We start from the raw sequence: 16640 nt of genomic DNA on the forward strand, positions 1-16640 counted from the left end.
ACATTATTCACAGCTCCACATATATATTTAATCTTATAATTTAAGGAGGATTTCCTAAAATGGCTAAAGAAAAATTTGACCGTTCAAAACCGCACGTTAACATTGGTACAATCGGACACGTTGACCATGGTAAAACAACATTAACTGCTGCTATCACTACAGTGCTTTCTAAAGGCGGCGGTGCAGAAGCTCGTGGATACGATATGATTGATGCTGCTCCAGAAGAGCGTGAGCGCGGAATCACTATTTCTACTTCACACGTTGAATATGAAACTGAAAATCGTCACTATGCACACGTTGACTGCCCAGGACACGCAGACTACGTTAAAAACATGATCACTGGTGCAGCACAAATGGATGGTGCGATTCTAGTTGTATCTGCTGCTGATGGTCCAATGCCACAAACTCGTGAGCACATCTTACTTTCACGTCAAGTAGGTGTTCCATATATCGTTGTTTTCATGAACAAATGTGATATGGTAGATGACGAAGAACTATTAGAATTAGTAGAAATGGAAATTCGTGATCTTCTTTCAGAATATGACTTCCCTGGAGATGACATTCCTGTCATTAAAGGTTCTGCATTGAAAGCTCTTGAAGGAGAAGCTCAATGGGAAGAAAAAATTCATGAATTAATGGCTGCAGTTGACGAGTATGTACCAACTCCAGAGCGTGATACAGACAAACCTTTCATGATGCCAGTTGAGGACGTATTCTCAATTACTGGACGTGGAACAGTTGCTACTGGACGTGTAGAGCGTGGTCAAGTAAAAGTTGGGGATGTTATCGAAATCGTTGGTTTAACTGAAGAGCCTAAGAGCACAACAGTTACTGGTGTAGAAATGTTCCGTAAACTTCTCGACTATGCAGAAGCTGGTGACAACATTGGTGCTCTTCTTCGCGGTGTTTCTCGTGAAGAAGTACAACGTGGTCAAGTATTAGCTAAACCAGGTTCAATTACACCACATACAGCTTTTAAAGCAGAAGTTTATGTTTTATCAAAAGATGAGGGTGGCCGTCATACTCCATTCTTCTCAAACTATCGTCCACAATTCTATTTCCGTACTACGGATGTAACTGGAATTGTTACACTTCCTGAAGGTGTAGAAATGGTTATGCCTGGCGATAACGTTGAAATGAGCGTTGAACTTATTGCTCCAATTGCGATTGAAGAAGGTACTAAATTCTCAATTCGTGAGGGTGGCCGTACTGTAGGAGCAGGCGTAGTTGCTACCATCATTAAATAACAAGTTTCTTAAAACAGACGGATATGTTTATCCGTCTGTTTTTTATTCAAGAGATCAGTCTTAACAATATGAATCTTCTTTTAGCAAGGCTATGTTAGATAACTTATTGGATCATTTCCTTCTTGATGAGACGCCAAGACGCAATTTTTACCAGCCTAAAAAATTGAAATAAGTATGATGAGAATAAAATAAGTTAAAGCTGTTATTGAAATGGAAAACATAACTATGTATAATAGGAAAAGTGTGTAAGACATAAAGAAAGACTATTTTTTTATTGCGATTGCTTTATGTTTTATGTATAATAGACAATGTTGGTCTTTGACTGCGATGATATGGAAGGTTGCTGACACACCCGGCCGCTTTGCCATGGCATGTGTGAGGAAATTTCCATTGAGAATGTCTATTTTTAAAATAGGCGAAAAGGAGGGAAAATAATGGCAAAACAAAAAATTCGTATTCGTTTAAAAGCATATGATCATGGAATTCTTGATCAATCTGCAGAGAAAATCGTTGAAACAGCAAAACGTTCTGGTGCAGCAGTGTCGGGCCCGATCCCACTTCCGACAGAAAAGAACGTATATACAGTTCTTCGTGCCGTTCATAAATATAAAGACGCGCGTGAACAATTTGAAATGCGTACGCATAAACGTCTAATCGACATCATTAACCCTACTCCGAAAACAGTAGATTCATTAATGCGGTTAGACTTGCCGTCCGGTGTAGATATTGAAATTAAACTTTAATAATAAACAGTGGAAAATTAGGAGGTGTGACTGAAATGACCAAAGGAATCTTAGGAAGAAAAATCGGTATGACTCAAGTATTCGCGGAGAACGGTGACCTTATTCCAGTAACAGTTGTAGAGGCTGCTCCAAATGTAGTGCTTCAAAAAAAGACAATTGAAAATGATGGTTACGAAGCTGTTCAATTAGGATTTGAAGATAAACGTGAAATACTTTCAAACAAACCTGAAAAAGGTCACGTTGCAAAAGCTAATACTGCTCCTAAGCGCTTCGTTCGAGAAATTAACGGAGTAAACTTAGAAGAAGTCGAAGTTGGTCAAGAAGTCAAAGTAAATATATTCGCTGAAGGCGATATTGTAGATGTAACAGGAATTAGTAAAGGTAAAGGCTTCCAAGGTGCAATCAAACGCCACGGACAATCTCGCGGACCAATGTCACACGGTTCACGCTACCATCGTGGTCCTGGTTCAATGGGAGCAGTTGATCCAGCCCGTGTATTTAAATCAAAAGCATTACCTGGCCGTATGGGTGGAGAACAAGTGACTGTTCAAAACTTACAAATTGTAAAAGTAGACACTGAACGCAACTTATTGCTTATCAAAGGAAACGTTCCTGGTTCTAAAAAGGCAATGCTTAAAATACAAAGTTCAGTTAAAGGGAAGTAACTTTATAGGAAAGGAGGAACATAAGTATGCCAAAAGTAGCATTATACAGCCAAGACGGATCACAAGTCGGAGAAATCGAACTAAATGAATCCGTATTCGGTATTGAACCTAATAAGCACGTGTTATTCGAAGCTATTATTATGCAAAGAGCTTCTTTACGTCAAGGAACTCATAAAACAAAAAATCGTTCTGAAGTACGCGGCGGTGGCCGTAAACCATGGCGTCAAAAAGGAACAGGTCGGGCACGCCAAGGATCGATCCGCTCTCCGCAATGGCGTGGCGGTGGAACAGTATTTGGTCCGATCCCACGAAGCTACAGCTACAAAATGCCAAAGAAAGTACGTCGTTTGGCAATTAAATCTGCCCTTTCAACTAAAGTAGTTGAAAACAATATTTTAGTATTAGAAAACTTAGTTTTTGAAGCACCAAAAACAAAAGACTTTGCAAAAACTTTAAAAGCTTTATCAGTAGACTCAAAAGCACTTATTGTTACAGCTGACCTAGATGAAAACGTAGCATTATCTGCTCGTAACATCCCTGGAGTTACAGTTGTTACAGCGAATGGAATTAATATTTTAGATGTTGTAAATCATGATAAGTTGATTATGACAAAAGCAGCAGTTGAAAAAGTAGAGGAGGTGCTTGCATAATGGATGCACGTGATATCATTAAGCGCCCCGTTATTACAGAACGTTCTTCAGATTTAATGGCTGACAAAAAGTATACGTTCGAAGTAGATGTAAGAGCAAATAAAACTCAAGTAAAAGATGCGATTGAAAAGATCTTTAATGTAAAAGTTGAAAAGGTTAACATCATGAACTACAAAGGTAAATTCAAGCGTATGGGACGTTTTACTGGATACACAAACAAACGTCGTAAAGCAATTGTTAAGTTGACACAAGACAGCAAAGAAATCGAGTTTTTTGAAGTTTAATTATTTAGAAGAGGAGGGAAATCAACATGGCGATTAAAAAGTACAGACCTACCTCAAATGGTCGTCGCGGAATGACAGTTTCAGATTTTGCGGAAGTTACTACTGATAAACCAGAAAAATCTCTACTGGAGCCTCTTAAAAGAAAGGGCGGCCGTAATAACCAAGGTAAGTTAACTGTTCGTCATCACGGGGGCGGTCATAAGCGTCAATACCGTTTAATCGATTTTAAACGTGATAAAGATGGCATTCCAGGACGCGTTGCTACGATTGAGTATGATCCGAACCGCTCTGCAAATATTGCACTAATTAACTATGTAGATGGAGAGAAGCGTTACATCCTTGCTCCAAAAAATTTAAAAGTAGGAATGGAAGTAATGTCAGGTCCAGATGCTGACATTAAATTAGGAAATGCACTTCCATTAATGAATATTCCAGTTGGTACAGTAGTCCATAATATTGAACTAAAGCCTGGAAAAGGCGGACAATTAGTTCGTTCTGCAGGAACTTCAGCACAAGTTCTTGGTAAAGAAGGAAAATATGTTTTAGTACGTTTATCATCAGGTGAAGTTCGTATGATTCTTGCTACATGCCGTGCATCAGTTGGGCAAGTAGGAAACGAGCAACATGAACTAATTAATACTGGTAAGGCTGGCCGTTCACGTTGGTTAGGTAAGCGCCCTACAGTTCGTGGTTCTGTCATGAACCCTAATGATCACCCACATGGTGGTGGTGAGGGACGTGCACCAATCGGACGCAAGTCTCCAATGACTCCATGGGGTAAACCAACACTTGGATATAAAACCCGTAAGAAAACAAACAAATCTGATAAGTTCATTGTACGTCGTCGTAAAAAATAACGGGATTGGACTACGGTTCAATGAAAGAACCGTAGAGCAATCACGAAGGGAGGTTCAATTATGGGTCGCAGCTTGAAAAAAGGACCTTTTGTGGATGAGCATTTAATGAAAAAGATCGAGAATTTAAATGAAACTGACAAAAAGCAAGTGATTAAAACTTGGTCGCGTCGTTCAACGATCTTCCCGCAATTTATTGGGCACACAGTTGCTGTTTATGATGGTCGCAAACATGTTCCGGTTTATATCACTGAAGATATGGTTGGCCACAAGCTTGGAGAGTTTGCTCCAACACGCACTTACAGAAGCCATGCCGGTGATGATAAGAAAACAAGACGTTAATGAGAGGAGGGCATTTAGATGCAAGCTAAAGCTGTTGCAAGAACAGTTCGTATTGCTCCTCGTAAAGCTCGTTTAGTTGTAGATTTAATTCGAGGAAAGCAAGTAGGCGAAGCGGTATTTATTTTACGCAGTACACAAAAAGCTGCTTCACCAATCGTAGAGAAAGTTTTAAATTCTGCTGTAGCAAACGCAGAACACAACTACGAAATGGACGTAAACAACCTTGTTGTAACTGAGGCCTACGTAAATGAAGGTCCGACATTAAAACGTTTCCGTCCGCGTGCTATGGGCCGTGCGAGCCAAATTAACAAACGAACTAGCCACATTACAGTTGTGGTATCAGAGAAGAAGGAGGGATAATCAGTGGGTCAAAAAGTAAATCCTATTGGTTTACGTGTCGGGATCATCCGTGATTGGGAATCAAAATGGTATGCAGAAAAAGAGTTTGCTGATCTTTTACACGAAGACCTTAAAGTTCGTGATTATATTACGAAGCGTTTAAAAGATGCTTCTGTATCTAAAGTTGAAATCGAACGAGCAGCAAACCGTGTGAACATTACAGTACACACAGCAAAGCCTGGTATGGTTATCGGTAAAGGTGGTACTGAAGTAGAAGCTCTTCGTAAAGCATTAAATCAATTAACTGGAAAGCGCGTTCACATAAATATCCTTGAAATTAAAAAAGCGGATCTTGATGCAAAATTAGTTGCTGAAAATATTGCTCGTCAATTAGAAAATCGTGTATCTTTCCGCCGCGCTCAAAAGCAAGCTATTCAACGTACTATGAGAGCTGGTGCGAAAGGGATTAAAACAATGGTATCTGGTCGTCTAGGTGGTGCAGACATCGCACGTTCAGAACATTACAGTGAAGGAACAGTTCCACTCCATACGCTTCGTGCCGATATCGACTATGCTACGGCTGAAGCAGATACAACATACGGTAAATTAGGAGTAAAAGTATGGATTTATCGTGGTGAAGTCCTTCCTGCAAAGAAGAAATCTGAGGAAGGAGGCAAATAGCATGTTAATGCCAAAACGGGTAAAATATCGTCGTGAACATCGTGGAAAAATGCGTGGCCGTGCAAAAGGCGGAACTGAAGTTAGCTTTGGTGAATATGGCTTACAAGCCACTGAAGCAGCTTGGATTACAAACAGACAGATTGAAGCTGCGCGTATTGCGATGACTCGTTACATGAAACGTGGCGGTAAAGTATGGATTAAAATATTCCCTCATAAACCTTACACAGCAAAGCCGTTAGAGGTACGGATGGGATCTGGTAAAGGTGCGCCAGAAGGTTGGGTAGCAGTAGTAAAACCAGGCAAGATTATGTTCGAAATTGCTGGTGTCCCTGAAGAAGTTGCACGCGAAGCTTTACGCCTTGCTGCACACAAACTTCCTATTAAAAGTAAGTTTGTAAAACGAGAAGAAATTGGTGGTGAAACTAATGAAAGCTAAAGAAATTCGTGATTTAACCACTGCCGAAATTGAACAAAAAGTAAAATCATTAAAAGAAGAGCTTTTCAACTTGCGCTTTCAATTAGCGACTGGACAACTTGAGAATACAGCTCGCATTCGTCAAGTACGTAAAGCGATTGCTCGCATGAAAACCGTTGTTCGTGAACGAGAAATCGGCGTTAACAATTGGGAGGAGGTTCGCAAATGAGTGAACGTAATCAACGCAAAGTTTACATTGGACGTGTTGTTTCGGACAAAATGGATAAAACAGTAACCGTTCTTGTCGAAACTTACAAAAAGCATCCTCTTTATGGTAAACGCGTTAAGTACTCTAAAAAATTCAAAGCTCATGATGAGCAAAACGTAGCAAAAGTAGGCGATATTGTTCGTATTATGGAAACTCGCCCGCTATCAGCTACAAAAAGATTCCGATTAGTAGAAGTAGTAGAAAAAGCAGTTATCATCTAATTGATTTTGTTCGGAAAAAGGCTTATTCCGAAGGGAGGTTACACGCATGATTCAACAGGAATCACGTTTAAAAGTTGCTGATAACTCTGGTGCTCGTGAAGTGCTGACAATTAAAGTTCTAGGTGGCTCTGGTCGTAAAACGGCTAACATTGGTGATGTGATCGTTTGTACAGTGAAACAAGCAACACCAGGGGGCGTTGTAAAAAAAGGTGACATTGTAAAAGCGGTTATTGTAAGATCAAAAAGCGGCGTACGCCGTTCAGATGGTACTTATATTCGTTTTGACGAGAATGCTTGCGTTATCGTTCGTGACGATAAGAGCCCTCGAGGAACTCGTATTTTTGGTCCGGTAGCTCGTGAACTTCGCGACAGTAACTTTATGAAAATTATATCTTTAGCTCCAGAAGTATTATAAATCTTAAATTTTGATATGGCCTTTAAGGAGGTGCGCAAGATGCATGTTAAAAAAGGTGATAAAGTAATGGTCATCTCTGGTAAGGATAAAGGCAAAACAGGGATCATCTTATCAGCTTTTCCTAAAAATAACCGAGTATTGGTAGAAGGCGTTAACATTGTAAAAAAACATTCAAAGCCTTCGCAAGCGAATCCTCAAGGTGGTATTATAAACCATGAGGCGCCTGTTCATGTATCAAACGTTATGCCAATCGACCCTAAAACTGGTAAACCTACTCGTGTAGGATATAAAGAAGTCGATGGCAAAAAAGTACGTGTAGCGAAAAAATCCGGTGAAGTTTTAGATAAATAGTTTTTTAAAGAAGGGAGGTATCCGAAATGAACCGCATGAAAGAAAAGTTCAAAAAAGAAATTACACCTGCTCTAATGAGCAAGTTTAACTATAAATCAGTAATGGAAGTACCTAGTATCGATAAAATCGTCATCAATATGGGTGTTGGTGATGCTGTTCAAAATGCAAAAGCGTTGGATAAAGCGGTTGAAGAGCTTTCCTTAATTTCAGGTCAAAAGCCTGTTGTAACGAAAGCGAAAAACTCAATTGCAGGTTTCCGACTGCGCGAAGGAATGCCAATTGGGGCGAAAGTTACACTTCGTGGAGAGCGCATGTATGAGTTTTTTGACAAATTAATTTCAGTATCCCTTCCACGTGTTCGCGACTTTCGCGGAGTATCGAAAAAATCTTTTGATGGACGCGGTAACTACACTTTAGGGATTAAAGAACAATTAATATTTCCTGAGATTGATTATGATAAAGTAACAAAAGTGCGTGGCATGGATATTGTTATTGTTACCACAGCAAAAACTGATGAAGAAGCTCGTGAACTTTTAACTCAATTCGGAATGCCATTCCAAAAGTAATCTCTAAATAGAGGGAGGCGAAAACGTGGCTAAAAAATCAATGGTCATAAAACAAAAGCGTAAGCCTAAATTTAAGGTTCAAGAATATACACGCTGCGAACGTTGTGGACGTCCACACTCAGTGTACCGTAAATTTAAGCTTTGCCGTATTTGTTTCCGTGAACTTGCATATAAAGGGCAAATTCCTGGTGTAAAAAAAGCCAGCTGGTAAACCTGTGAATCTGGGAAGGAGGTAAATTAAATGGTCATGACAGATCCAATTGCAGATATGCTTACACGTATTCGTAATGCGAACATGGTTCGTCACGAAAAATTAGAGGTTCCAGCCTCTAACGTGAAAAAGGAAGTCGCTGAAATTTTAAAGCGTGAAGGTTTTATTCGTGACGTTGAATACATCGAGGATAACAAACAAGGAATTATCCGCATTTTCTTAAAATACGGTCCGAACAATGAGCGTGTGATAACAGGTCTTAAACGCATCAGCAAACCAGGTTTGCGTGTTTATGCGAAGGCAAATGAAGTTCCACGTGTTCTAAATGGTTTAGGGATTGCAATCGTTTCGACTTCACAAGGCGTTTTTAGCGACAAAGAAGCTCGTTCAAAACAAGTTGGTGGAGAAGTTTTAGCATACGTTTGGTAATCTTATGTTTTTAACGAATGGAGGTGCAGTAAATGTCACGTATAGGTAAAAAGCCAATTGAAATTCCGTCTGGAGTAACTGTTACAATGGATGATAATGTTGTTACAGTAAAAGGATCAAAAGGAGAATTAACATATTCCTTTAATCCTGAAATGGAAATAAAAATAGAAGAGAATCACATTTTAGTGTCTCGTCCGTCAGATGCTAAACAACACCGTGCATTGCATGGAACGACACGTTCAGTGCTTGCAAACATGGTTGAAGGAGTATCAAAAGGTTTCGAAAAGACTCTTGAATTAATCGGGGTTGGTTATCGTGCTCAAAAGCAAGGTAAGAAACTAGTATTAAATATCGGATACTCGCATCCAGTTGAATTTGATCCTGAAGACGGAATTGAAATAGATGTTCCTGTCAATACAAAAGTAATTGTTAAAGGTATTAATAAAGAACGTGTTGGTGAATTAGCAGCTAACATTCGCGCTGTTCGTCCGCCTGAGCCATATAAAGGCAAAGGAATTCGTTATGAAGGCGAATATGTACGCCGTAAAGAAGGGAAAACAGGTAAGTAATGCCGCCTAGGTAAAAGGAAAGGAGTGACGTAAATGATCACAAAGCTTGACAAAAACGTCGTTCGCAAAAAAAGACACGCTCGTGTTCGTTCAAAGTTAAGCGGCACTGAAGCTCGTCCGCGTTTAAATGTGTTCCGTTCAAACAAACACATTTATGCCCAGCTTATAGACGATGCGAGCGGAGTTACTCTTGTAAGTGCTTCTACTTTAGACAAAGAAGTTAGTCTTGAAGCTACAGGTAATATCGAGGCTGCTGCAAAGGTCGGAGAATTAGTTGCAAAGCGTGCTGTAGAGAAAGGCTATAATTCAGTTGTTTTTGATCGTGGAGGCTATCTTTATCACGGAAGAGTAAAGTCACTAGCAGAAGCTGCTCGTGAAAACGGCTTACAATTTTAATAGACAAAGGAGGGAAATTAAAAGATGCGTCGAATTGACCCAAGTAAACTTGAACTTGAAGAACGTGTAGTAACAGTTAACCGTGTTGCGAAGGTTGTGAAAGGTGGTCGTCGCTTTCGTTTTTCTGCTCTAGTTGTTGTTGGAGATAAAAATGGTTACGTTGGTTTCGGTACAGGTAAAGCACAAGAGGTACCTGATGCTATTCGTAAAGCGATTGAGGATGCTAAGAAAAACTTAATCCATGTACCTATTGTAGGTACATCAATTCCACACGAAGTAATTGGACATTTCAGTGCAGGAGAAGTTCTTTTAAAACCAGCTGCTGAAGGTACAGGAGTTATCGCTGGTGGACCAGTTCGTGCGGTTCTCGAACTTGCTGGTATCGGAGATATTCTTTCTAAATCTTTAGGCTCTAGTACACCAATCAACATGGTTAGTGCTACAGTTGATGGTTTAAAACAATTAAAGCGTGCAGAGGAAGTAGCAAAGTTACGTGGAAAATCAGTGGAAGAACTGTTAGGATAAGGAGGGAAATAAAATGGCAAATAAATTAGTAATTACCCTCACTAGAAGTGTTATTGGTCGTTCAAAAGATCAATGCGAAACAGTTAAGGCTCTAGGCTTGCGCAAATTAAATCAAACAGTTGAGCATCAAGATAATCCAGCCATTCGCGGAATGATCAATAAAGTTGCTCACCTTGTTACGGTTAAAGAACAATAAATTAATTTTTCGTTCATAAGGAGGTGCCCAAATGAAACTTCATGAATTAAAACATGCTGAAGGTTCTCGTAAAGAGCGTAAACGTGTAGGACGCGGTCCTGGTTCTGGTCATGGCAAGACTTCTACCAGAGGTCAAAAAGGTCAAAACTCTCGTTCTGGAGGTGGAGTGCGTCCAGGTTTCGAAGGTGGTCAAACTCCGCTTTTTCAACGCTTGCCAAAACGCGGTTTTACGAATATTAATCGTAAAGAGTATGCAATCGTAAACCTTGAAACTTTAAATCGCTTCGAAGACGGGACAGAAGTAACTCCTGAGCTTTTAATTGAGACTGGTATTGTTAGCAAGGAGAAAAGTGGAGTGAAAATCCTTGCTAAAGGAAATGTTGAGAAAAAGCTTACAGTTAAAGCACATAAATTCTCCTCTACTGCGAAGGAAGCGATTGAAGCTGCCGGCGGTAAAACTGAGGTGATTTAATGCTTCGAACAATCTCCAATTTTATGCGCGTGGGTGATATAAGAAAAAAAATCATATTCACCCTTTTAATGTTGATTGTATTTCGTATCGGTGCTTTTATTCCTGTACCCCATGTAAATGCCGATTTGTTAAAAGCAGAAGACCAAATGAACGTTTTCGGTATTCTTAACACATTCGGCGGCGGTGCATTGTTTAACTTTTCTATTTTAGCAATGGGGATTATGCCTTACATTACAGCTTCGATTATCATTCAGTTGTTACAAATGGACGTAGTCCCTAAATTTACGGAGTGGTCAAAACAAGGTGAAGTAGGGCGCCGTAAGTTAGCTCAGTTTACTCGATATTTTACAATTGTACTTGGATTTATCCAAGCTTTGGGAATGTCATATGGCTTTAACACTATGGCACAGGGCAGACTTATCGAAGATCCTGGTATAACAACTTATTTGTTAATTGCAATAGTATTAACTGCTGGTACGGCCTTTTTAATGTGGCTTGGTGAAAAAATCACAGCAAAAGGTGTAGGTAATGGAATATCGATTATTATCTTTGCAGGAATCGTTGCAGGTATTCCTTCTACAATCAACCAAATTTATGCTCAACAATTTGAGAATGCTGGGGAAGAACTATTTTTACGAATAGTTACCGTTGTATTAATTGTTCTTGCTGTTATCGCTTTAATTGTTGCTGTTATTTTTATTCAACAAGCATTACGAAAAATTCCGATTCAATATGCGAAACGGCAAGCTGTTGGGAAAAATACAATCGGTAGTCAAGCAACGCATTTACCATTAAAAGTGAATGCGGCTGGGGTTATTCCTGTCATCTTTGCGATGTCCTTTATTATAACACCGCCAACAATTGCATCTTTTTTTGGTACAAATGATGTAACCCTTTGGATTCAACGTAATTTTGACTATTCAAAACCTATTGGGATGATCATTTATATTGCTTTAATTATTGCTTTTACGTATTTCTATGCATTTGTCCAAGTAAATCCTGAACAAATGTCTGATAATTTAAAGAAGCAAGGCGGGTATATTCCGGGGATTAGACCGGGGAAAAACACGCAAGAATACTTGACTAAAGTGTTATATCGTCTCACTTTTGTCGGATCAATCTTCTTGGCAGTCATTTCCGTCCTCCCAGTATTTTTCATCAAGTTTGCAGGACTGCCATCGTCAGCCCAAATCGGTGGAACGAGCTTGCTCATCGTTGTTGGAGTTGCTCTTGAAACGATGAAACAGCTTGAATCACAGCTTGTCAAACGTCATTATAAAGGCTTTATAAAGTGAGTAAAGAGAAAACTTCGGCTGAAGCATATAAGCTTCTGCCTAGTTTTCTAACTAAATCAATCTACTAGACTGGGGGGGAGAAATGCATGAACTTAGTTTTAATGGGTCTTCCAGGTGCAGGTAAAGGTACACAAGCCGAAAAGATTGTCGAAAAACATCATATCCCTCATATTTCGACAGGCGATATGTTCCGAGCAGCAATAAGCGAAGGAACAGAACTAGGCTTAAAGGCAAAGGCTTTTATGGATAAAGGAGAACTTGTTCCTGATGAAGTAACAATTGGAATTGTTCGTGAGCGGTTAGGAAAAGGTGATTGTGAAAAAGGCTTTCTTCTTGATGGTTTTCCGAGAACAGTTGCTCAAGCAGAGGCGCTCGAAAATATTCTTGCTGACCTAAATAAAAGCATTGATTACGTGATTAACATTAATGTGGATCAAAGCATTTTAACAGAACGGTTAACGGGGCGACGTATATGTAAAAGCTGCGGTGCAACATATCATCTCTTATTTAATCCGCCATCAAAAACAGGTGTTTGTGACCGTTGCGGCGGAGAATTGTATCAACGTGCTGATGATAATGAGGAAACAGTTAAAAATCGTTTAGAAGTAAACATGAATCAAGCGCAACCTTTGTTAAGTTTTTATAAAGAAAAAGGCTATTTGCGAAATATTGATGGCCAGCAACATATTGATAAAGTGTTTACAGATGTTGAGCAGTTACTCGGGGGCTTAAATTAATGATCATATGCAAAACGCCTCGTGAAATTGAGGTTATGCGCAAAGCTGGGCGTATTGTCGCCTTAACACACAAGGAGTTACAGAAGCATATCGTTCCAGGCATGACGACAAAGGAACTAGATGTCATTGCCGAAAATTTTATTCGCAAGCATGATGCAACTCCTTCATTCAAAGGATATAATGGTTTTCGTGGCAGTATTTGTACTTCGGTTAACAATGAACTTGTGCACGGTATACCAAGTGATCGTGTTTTAGAAGAAGGCGACATTATTAGTATTGACATCGGTGCTAAGTATAACGGCTATCACGGTGATTCTGCATGGACATATCCTGTTGGAAAAATTGATTCAGATACCGAATATTTATTAGAGGTAACTGAAGTGTCGCTTTACAAAGGCCTGGAAGAAGCAAAACCGGGTGCACGTCTATCGAACATCTCCCATGCGATTCAAATGTGTGTGGAAGCTAACGGCTTTTCCATAGTACGCGAGTATGTCGGGCACGGAATAGGTCAAGACTTACATGAGGATCCGCAAATCCCGCATTATGGTCCGCCTAATAAAGGTCCGCAGCTAAAGCCGGGAATGGTACTGGCAATTGAACCGATGGTGAATGCAGGGAGTCGATATGTCAATACGTTAGCTGATCATTGGACAGTTGTAACGATTGACGGAAAAATGTGTGCTCATTACGAGCATACTGTTGCTATCACTGAAACAGGTTACGAAATTTTAACGAAAGCCTAAATGTAAGTGATTGATTGAATCGATTCTGCTTCGTGTCCCTAACGATTTGGTCTTTAGATAAGGGACGGGATTTTAGTTATGTTCGTATTGTGGTAAAATGGGTTGATGCACGAATGATTAGACTATTGATCCCCAGAAGTTCAGAACAGTTTTAGTGAATCTAGTCGTGTAACAAACGGAAAGCTACGCTTTGCATTTGCAAAGGGCATGAAAGATTAACGAATTTGGTGAAGGGAGACAAGTTCGATGGCGAAAGACGATGTTATTGAAGTAGAAGGCACAGTAGTAGATACTTTGCCAAATGCAATGTTTAAGGTAGAATTAGAAAATGGTCATACAGTGTTAGCTCACGTCTCAGGAAAAATTCGAATGCATTTTATTCGTATCTTGCCTGGTGATAAAGTTACAGTTGAGCTATCTCCATATGATTTAACACGCGGAAGAATTACTTACCGCTTCAAATAATGCGAATGCACTCCGTACTATTAAGGAGGTTAGGTTGATAATGAAAGTCAGACCATCTGTCAAGCCGATCTGTGAAAAATGTAAAATTATTCGTAGAAAAGGCAAAGTTATGGTTATTTGTGAAAACCCTAAGCATAAACAAAAACAAGGTTAATAAAGGAGGTGCGCAATTTTATGGCACGTATTTCAGGTGTGGATATACCACGTGAGAAACGAGTGGTTATTTCATTAACATATATTTATGGTATTGGTAAATCAACAGCACAAAAAGTATTAGCTGAAGCAGGAGTTTCAGAAGATACTCGCGTACGTGATTTAACAGAAGAAGAGTTAAACAAAATCCGTGATATCATTGATAAACTTAAGGTAGAAGGTGACCTTCGCCGTGAGGTATCTCTTAACATTAAACGTTTAATGGAAATTGGAAGTTATCGTGGTCTCCGTCATCGTCGCGGATTACCAGTTCGTGGTCAAAATACAAAAAACAATGCTCGTACACGCAAAGGTCCTCGTAAGACAGTTGCGAATAAGAAGAAATAATTGTAAAGGAGGTACTAATTAAATGGCACGTAAAACAAATACACGCAAACGTCGTGTGAAAAAGAATATTGAAAGTGGTATTGCACATATTCGTTCAACATTTAATAACACGATCGTTACTATTACTGACGTTCATGGTAATGCTGTTTCATGGTCTAGTGCAGGTGCGTTAGGTTTTAAAGGTTCACGTAAATCAACACCTTTTGCTGCACAAATGGCTGCTGAAACTGCAGCAAAAACATCAATTGAGCACGGAATGAAATCTCTTGAAGTAACGGTTAAAGGACCTGGAGCAGGTCGTGAAGCTGCTATTCGTGCACTTCAGGCAGCAGGTTTGGAAGTTACAGCGATAAAAGACGTTACTCCTGTTCCACATAACGGATGCCGTCCACCAAAACGTCGTCGTGTTTAATTTGTCTGTATAGATTTTGTAACTCTGTCTATAATGGGTTATGATACTTTTTTGTGATACAGTATAATTATTCCAGTTGTTGTGCACAAGCGGGAACGTATTTATGGGGGAATTTCGGTTAGGAAAAAAGTAAAATCTAGCCGGGGTTTCGACGTTTTGAAGGAGGGTATATTTTGATGATCGAAATAGAAAAACCAAAAATTGAAACGGTTGAGATCAGCGATGATGCCAAGTACGGAAAGTTCGTCGTAGAGCCACTTGAGCGTGGATATGGTACAACTTTGGGTAACTCCTTACGTCGTATCCTTTTATCCTCACTCCCAGGTGCCGCTATTACATCTATTCAAATAGATGGGGTACTGCATGAGTTTTCAACAATTGAGGGCGTCGTTGAAGATGTGACATCAATTATTTTAAACATAAAGAAATTAGCACTGAAAATCTACTCTGATGAAGAAAAGACGCTTGAAATTGATGTACAGGGTGAAGGAGTTATAACTGCAGCTGACATTACGCATGATAGTGATGTGGAAATTTTAAATCCTGATCTACACATTGCAACTTTAGCTACAAATGGCCATTTACAGATGCGTTTAACTGCAAGACGTGGTCGGGGCTATACGCCTGCTGATCAAAACAAACGAGAGGATCAACCAATCGGGGTTATTCCAATCGACTCCATCTACACTCCAGTTTCACGTGTGACTTACCAGGTAGAGAATACACGTGTGGGCCAAATGACGAACTATGACAAGCTAACGCTTGATGTTTGGACGGATGGAAGCACTGGGCCGAAAGAAGCGATTGCTCTTGGCGCTAAAGTGTTAAATGAGCATTTAAATATTTTTGTCGGTTTAACAGATGAAGCGCAAAATGCAGAAATTATGGTTGAAAAAGAGGAAGATCAAAAAGAAAAAGTGTTAGAAATGACAATTGAAGAACTTGATCTTTCTGTTCGTTCATACAACTGCTTAAAACGTGCTGGAATTAACACTGTTCAAGAGTTATCAAATAAAACTGAAGAAGATATGATGAAAGTACGTAATTTAGGACGTAAATCACTTGAAGAAGTGAAATCAAAACTAGACGAGCTCGGACTAAGCTTACGTAAAGATGACTAGTTAGCAGTTTGTTTGACTAGGCATTTTTTCCGTTAGATAGGAGCTTAAATGACTTCAACAAAGGAGGGAACCCTTCATGGCTTACAGAAAGTTAGGGCGCACAAGCGCACAGCGAAAAGCAATGCTTCGTGATTTAACAACAAGCTTAATCAAAAATGAACGTATTGAAACAACTGAAGCTCGCGCAAAAGAACTTCGTTCAGTTGTGGAAAAAATGATTACTTTAGGAAAACGAGGCGACCTGCATGCTCGCCGCCAAGCAGCTGCTTACATTCGCAATGTAGTAGCAGAAGAGGAAAAAAAGCAAGATGCATTACAAAAGCTGTTTTCTGATATTGCTCCTCGTTATGAAGAGCGTCAAGGCGGATATACACGCATCATGAAAATTGGTCCTCGTCGCGGTGACGGTGCACCAATGGTAATTATCGAACTAGTTTAATTTTTAACCATTATACAAGGGCAGGACAGTTTACTGAGCTGGCTAT

General features: G+C 39.7%; 31 protein-coding genes and 1 pseudogene. All 32 read left to right on the forward strand.

Going from position 1 to position 16640, the window contains the following annotated elements:
* Positions 1 to 59 precede the first annotated feature (59 nt).
* The 32 genes and pseudogenes from tuf (at position 60) to rplQ (ending at position 16594) form a co-directional block, all read left to right on the forward strand.
* Positions 60 to 1247 (forward strand): elongation factor Tu, encoded by a 1188-nt coding sequence (gene tuf, locus K6959_RS17410; protein ID WP_163241616.1) that lies wholly within the window; start codon positions 60 to 62, stop codon positions 1245 to 1247.
* A gap of 434 nt (positions 1248 to 1681) precedes the next feature.
* A complete protein-coding gene (rpsJ, locus tag K6959_RS17415; protein ID WP_163241620.1) occupies positions 1682 to 1990 on the forward strand; it encodes a 30S ribosomal protein S10 in 309 nt (102 codons plus the stop codon).
* 35 nt (positions 1991 to 2025) lie between these two features.
* A complete protein-coding gene (gene rplC, locus K6959_RS17420; protein ID WP_163241622.1) occupies positions 2026 to 2655 on the forward strand; it encodes a 50S ribosomal protein L3 in 630 nt (209 codons plus the stop codon).
* 26 nt (positions 2656 to 2681) lie between these two features.
* Entirely contained in the window at positions 2682 to 3305 is a 624-nt protein-coding gene (gene rplD / locus K6959_RS17425) for a 50S ribosomal protein L4 (protein WP_163241624.1), read from the forward strand.
* On the forward strand, positions 3302 to 3589 hold the full coding sequence (gene rplW, locus K6959_RS17430) for a 50S ribosomal protein L23 (protein ID WP_179959022.1): 288 nt from the start codon (positions 3302 to 3304) through the stop codon (positions 3587 to 3589). Before rplD ends, rplW begins: the two co-directional genes overlap by 4 nt.
* A gap of 26 nt (positions 3590 to 3615) precedes the next feature.
* Positions 3616 to 4446, forward strand: a complete 831-nt coding sequence (gene rplB / locus K6959_RS17435) for a 50S ribosomal protein L2 (protein WP_163241628.1) — start codon at positions 3616 to 3618, stop codon at positions 4444 to 4446.
* A gap of 60 nt (positions 4447 to 4506) precedes the next feature.
* Positions 4507 to 4785, forward strand: coding sequence for a 30S ribosomal protein S19 (rpsS, locus tag K6959_RS17440; RefSeq protein WP_163241630.1), 279 nt, complete (start codon positions 4507 to 4509; stop codon positions 4783 to 4785).
* A gap of 18 nt (positions 4786 to 4803) precedes the next feature.
* On the forward strand, positions 4804 to 5145 hold the full coding sequence (gene rplV / locus K6959_RS17445; RefSeq protein ID WP_163241632.1) for a 50S ribosomal protein L22: 342 nt from the start codon (positions 4804 to 4806) through the stop codon (positions 5143 to 5145).
* 3 nt (positions 5146 to 5148) lie between these two features.
* On the forward strand, positions 5149 to 5805 hold the full coding sequence (gene rpsC / locus K6959_RS17450) for a 30S ribosomal protein S3 (RefSeq protein WP_163241634.1): 657 nt from the start codon (positions 5149 to 5151) through the stop codon (positions 5803 to 5805).
* Between the two features lies 1 nt (position 5806).
* Entirely contained in the window at positions 5807 to 6241 is a 435-nt protein-coding gene (gene rplP, locus K6959_RS17455) for a 50S ribosomal protein L16 (protein WP_163241636.1), read from the forward strand.
* Positions 6231 to 6449, forward strand: a complete 219-nt coding sequence (rpmC, locus tag K6959_RS17460) for a 50S ribosomal protein L29 (protein ID WP_163241638.1) — start codon at positions 6231 to 6233, stop codon at positions 6447 to 6449. Before rplP ends, rpmC begins: the two co-directional genes overlap by 11 nt.
* Positions 6446 to 6709, forward strand: coding sequence for a 30S ribosomal protein S17 (gene rpsQ / locus K6959_RS17465; RefSeq protein WP_163241640.1), 264 nt, complete (start codon positions 6446 to 6448; stop codon positions 6707 to 6709). The genes rpmC and rpsQ overlap by 4 nt, the downstream gene beginning before the upstream one ends.
* Before the next feature lie 46 nt (positions 6710 to 6755).
* A complete protein-coding gene (rplN, locus tag K6959_RS17470; protein ID WP_163241642.1) occupies positions 6756 to 7124 on the forward strand; it encodes a 50S ribosomal protein L14 in 369 nt (122 codons plus the stop codon).
* Positions 7125 to 7163: 39 nt separating this feature from the next.
* Positions 7164 to 7475 (forward strand): 50S ribosomal protein L24, encoded by a 312-nt coding sequence (rplX, locus tag K6959_RS17475; protein WP_163241644.1) that lies wholly within the window; start codon positions 7164 to 7166, stop codon positions 7473 to 7475.
* A gap of 26 nt (positions 7476 to 7501) precedes the next feature.
* Entirely contained in the window at positions 7502 to 8041 is a 540-nt protein-coding gene (gene rplE, locus K6959_RS17480) for a 50S ribosomal protein L5 (RefSeq protein WP_163241646.1), read from the forward strand.
* Positions 8042 to 8066: 25 nt separating this feature from the next.
* A complete protein-coding gene (locus K6959_RS17485; protein WP_163241648.1) occupies positions 8067 to 8252 on the forward strand; it encodes a type Z 30S ribosomal protein S14 in 186 nt (61 codons plus the stop codon).
* Between the two features lie 30 nt (positions 8253 to 8282).
* Complete coding sequence (rpsH, locus tag K6959_RS17490; protein ID WP_163241650.1) at positions 8283 to 8681, forward strand: 30S ribosomal protein S8; 399 nt, start codon at positions 8283 to 8285, stop codon at positions 8679 to 8681.
* A 32-nt stretch (positions 8682 to 8713) separates the two neighbouring features.
* Positions 8714 to 9250 carry a 50S ribosomal protein L6 gene (gene rplF, locus K6959_RS17495; protein WP_163241652.1) on the forward strand — a complete coding sequence of 179 codons (537 nt, stop codon included), beginning with the start codon at positions 8714 to 8716 and terminating at the stop codon, positions 9248 to 9250.
* 33 nt (positions 9251 to 9283) lie between these two features.
* Entirely contained in the window at positions 9284 to 9646 is a 363-nt protein-coding gene (rplR, locus tag K6959_RS17500; protein WP_163241654.1) for a 50S ribosomal protein L18, read from the forward strand.
* Positions 9647 to 9670: 24 nt separating this feature from the next.
* Positions 9671 to 10171 carry a 30S ribosomal protein S5 gene (rpsE, locus tag K6959_RS17505; RefSeq protein WP_163241656.1) on the forward strand — a complete coding sequence of 167 codons (501 nt, stop codon included), beginning with the start codon at positions 9671 to 9673 and terminating at the stop codon, positions 10169 to 10171.
* A gap of 13 nt (positions 10172 to 10184) precedes the next feature.
* Entirely contained in the window at positions 10185 to 10367 is a 183-nt protein-coding gene (gene rpmD / locus K6959_RS17510) for a 50S ribosomal protein L30 (protein WP_163241658.1), read from the forward strand.
* A gap of 31 nt (positions 10368 to 10398) precedes the next feature.
* A complete protein-coding gene (gene rplO, locus K6959_RS17515; protein ID WP_163241660.1) occupies positions 10399 to 10839 on the forward strand; it encodes a 50S ribosomal protein L15 in 441 nt (146 codons plus the stop codon).
* The gene (secY, locus tag K6959_RS17520; RefSeq protein ID WP_223087161.1) at positions 10839 to 12134 is read left to right on the forward strand and encodes a preprotein translocase subunit SecY; all 1296 of its coding nucleotides are present in this window, start codon (positions 10839 to 10841) and stop codon (positions 12132 to 12134) included. Before rplO ends, secY begins: the two co-directional genes overlap by 1 nt.
* A gap of 86 nt (positions 12135 to 12220) precedes the next feature.
* Positions 12221 to 12871 carry an adenylate kinase gene (locus K6959_RS17525; protein ID WP_163241664.1) on the forward strand — a complete coding sequence of 217 codons (651 nt, stop codon included), beginning with the start codon at positions 12221 to 12223 and terminating at the stop codon, positions 12869 to 12871.
* The gene (gene map, locus K6959_RS17530; protein ID WP_223087163.1) at positions 12871 to 13617 is read left to right on the forward strand and encodes a type I methionyl aminopeptidase; all 747 of its coding nucleotides are present in this window, start codon (positions 12871 to 12873) and stop codon (positions 13615 to 13617) included. Before K6959_RS17525 ends, map begins: the two co-directional genes overlap by 1 nt.
* A gap of 129 nt (positions 13618 to 13746) precedes the next feature.
* A pseudogene (locus tag K6959_RS19955) lies at positions 13747 to 13886 on the forward strand (KOW domain-containing RNA-binding protein); the annotation flags it as partial.
* Positions 13864 to 14082 carry a translation initiation factor IF-1 gene (infA, locus tag K6959_RS17535; protein WP_163241668.1) on the forward strand — a complete coding sequence of 73 codons (219 nt, stop codon included), beginning with the start codon at positions 13864 to 13866 and terminating at the stop codon, positions 14080 to 14082. The pseudogene K6959_RS19955 and the gene infA, both read left to right, overlap by 23 nt.
* Before the next feature lie 40 nt (positions 14083 to 14122).
* Positions 14123 to 14236 (forward strand): 50S ribosomal protein L36, encoded by a 114-nt coding sequence (gene rpmJ / locus K6959_RS17540; protein WP_016205879.1) that lies wholly within the window; start codon positions 14123 to 14125, stop codon positions 14234 to 14236.
* A 20-nt stretch (positions 14237 to 14256) separates the two neighbouring features.
* On the forward strand, positions 14257 to 14622 hold the full coding sequence (gene rpsM / locus K6959_RS17545; protein ID WP_163241670.1) for a 30S ribosomal protein S13: 366 nt from the start codon (positions 14257 to 14259) through the stop codon (positions 14620 to 14622).
* A 22-nt stretch (positions 14623 to 14644) separates the two neighbouring features.
* Positions 14645 to 15034 carry a 30S ribosomal protein S11 gene (gene rpsK / locus K6959_RS17550; RefSeq protein ID WP_163241672.1) on the forward strand — a complete coding sequence of 130 codons (390 nt, stop codon included), beginning with the start codon at positions 14645 to 14647 and terminating at the stop codon, positions 15032 to 15034.
* Positions 15035 to 15210: 176 nt separating this feature from the next.
* Positions 15211 to 16155 carry a DNA-directed RNA polymerase subunit alpha gene (locus K6959_RS17555; protein ID WP_163241674.1) on the forward strand — a complete coding sequence of 315 codons (945 nt, stop codon included), beginning with the start codon at positions 15211 to 15213 and terminating at the stop codon, positions 16153 to 16155.
* Positions 16156 to 16231: 76 nt separating this feature from the next.
* Positions 16232 to 16594: a 50S ribosomal protein L17 gene (gene rplQ, locus K6959_RS17560; RefSeq protein WP_223087164.1), complete on the forward strand. Its 363-nt coding sequence runs from the start codon at positions 16232 to 16234 to the stop codon at positions 16592 to 16594.
* Positions 16595 to 16640 lie beyond the last annotated feature (46 nt).

Source organism: Bacillus aquiflavi (assembly GCF_019915265.1).
Taxonomy (GTDB): domain Bacteria; phylum Bacillota; class Bacilli; order Bacillales; family Cytobacillaceae; genus Bacillus_BT; species Bacillus_BT aquiflavi.

Excerpts from the sequence above, each read along its gene's own strand:
- rpsM (WP_163241670.1), top strand. The coding sequence starts at position 14,257 with ATGGCACGTATTTCAGGTGTGGATATACCACGTGAGAAACGAGTGGTT.
- rplX (WP_163241644.1), top strand. The coding sequence starts at position 7,164 with ATGCATGTTAAAAAAGGTGATAAAGTAATGGTCATCTCTGGTAAGGAT.
- rplO (WP_163241660.1), top strand. The coding sequence starts at position 10,399 with ATGAAACTTCATGAATTAAAACATGCTGAAGGTTCTCGTAAAGAGCGT.
- map (WP_223087163.1), top strand. The coding sequence starts at position 12,871 with ATGATCATATGCAAAACGCCTCGTGAAATTGAGGTTATGCGCAAAGCT.
- rpmD (WP_163241658.1), top strand. The coding sequence starts at position 10,185 with ATGGCAAATAAATTAGTAATTACCCTCACTAGAAGTGTTATTGGTCGT.
- K6959_RS17525 (WP_163241664.1), top strand. The coding sequence starts at position 12,221 with ATGAACTTAGTTTTAATGGGTCTTCCAGGTGCAGGTAAAGGTACACAA.
- secY (WP_223087161.1), top strand. The coding sequence starts at position 10,839 with ATGCTTCGAACAATCTCCAATTTTATGCGCGTGGGTGATATAAGAAAA.
- rplE (WP_163241646.1), top strand. The coding sequence starts at position 7,502 with ATGAACCGCATGAAAGAAAAGTTCAAAAAAGAAATTACACCTGCTCTA.
- rpsS (WP_163241630.1), top strand. The coding sequence starts at position 4,507 with ATGGGTCGCAGCTTGAAAAAAGGACCTTTTGTGGATGAGCATTTAATG.
- K6959_RS17555 (WP_163241674.1), top strand. The coding sequence starts at position 15,211 with ATGATCGAAATAGAAAAACCAAAAATTGAAACGGTTGAGATCAGCGAT.
- rplV (WP_163241632.1), top strand. The coding sequence starts at position 4,804 with ATGCAAGCTAAAGCTGTTGCAAGAACAGTTCGTATTGCTCCTCGTAAA.
- rpsH (WP_163241650.1), top strand. The coding sequence starts at position 8,283 with ATGGTCATGACAGATCCAATTGCAGATATGCTTACACGTATTCGTAAT.
- rplB (WP_163241628.1), top strand. The coding sequence starts at position 3,616 with ATGGCGATTAAAAAGTACAGACCTACCTCAAATGGTCGTCGCGGAATG.
- rplP (WP_163241636.1), top strand. The coding sequence starts at position 5,807 with ATGTTAATGCCAAAACGGGTAAAATATCGTCGTGAACATCGTGGAAAA.
- infA (WP_163241668.1), top strand. The coding sequence starts at position 13,864 with ATGGCGAAAGACGATGTTATTGAAGTAGAAGGCACAGTAGTAGATACT.
- rpmC (WP_163241638.1), top strand. The coding sequence starts at position 6,231 with ATGAAAGCTAAAGAAATTCGTGATTTAACCACTGCCGAAATTGAACAA.
- rpsQ (WP_163241640.1), top strand. The coding sequence starts at position 6,446 with ATGAGTGAACGTAATCAACGCAAAGTTTACATTGGACGTGTTGTTTCG.
- rplD (WP_163241624.1), top strand. The coding sequence starts at position 2,682 with ATGCCAAAAGTAGCATTATACAGCCAAGACGGATCACAAGTCGGAGAA.
- rplN (WP_163241642.1), top strand. The coding sequence starts at position 6,756 with ATGATTCAACAGGAATCACGTTTAAAAGTTGCTGATAACTCTGGTGCT.
- rplQ (WP_223087164.1), top strand. The coding sequence starts at position 16,232 with ATGGCTTACAGAAAGTTAGGGCGCACAAGCGCACAGCGAAAAGCAATG.
- rplR (WP_163241654.1), top strand. The coding sequence starts at position 9,284 with ATGATCACAAAGCTTGACAAAAACGTCGTTCGCAAAAAAAGACACGCT.
- tuf (WP_163241616.1), top strand. The coding sequence starts at position 60 with ATGGCTAAAGAAAAATTTGACCGTTCAAAACCGCACGTTAACATTGGT.
- rplC (WP_163241622.1), top strand. The coding sequence starts at position 2,026 with ATGACCAAAGGAATCTTAGGAAGAAAAATCGGTATGACTCAAGTATTC.
- rpsJ (WP_163241620.1), top strand. The coding sequence starts at position 1,682 with ATGGCAAAACAAAAAATTCGTATTCGTTTAAAAGCATATGATCATGGA.
- rpsK (WP_163241672.1), top strand. The coding sequence starts at position 14,645 with ATGGCACGTAAAACAAATACACGCAAACGTCGTGTGAAAAAGAATATT.
- rpmJ (WP_016205879.1), top strand. The coding sequence starts at position 14,123 with ATGAAAGTCAGACCATCTGTCAAGCCGATCTGTGAAAAATGTAAAATT.
- rplF (WP_163241652.1), top strand. The coding sequence starts at position 8,714 with ATGTCACGTATAGGTAAAAAGCCAATTGAAATTCCGTCTGGAGTAACT.
- rpsE (WP_163241656.1), top strand. The coding sequence starts at position 9,671 with ATGCGTCGAATTGACCCAAGTAAACTTGAACTTGAAGAACGTGTAGTA.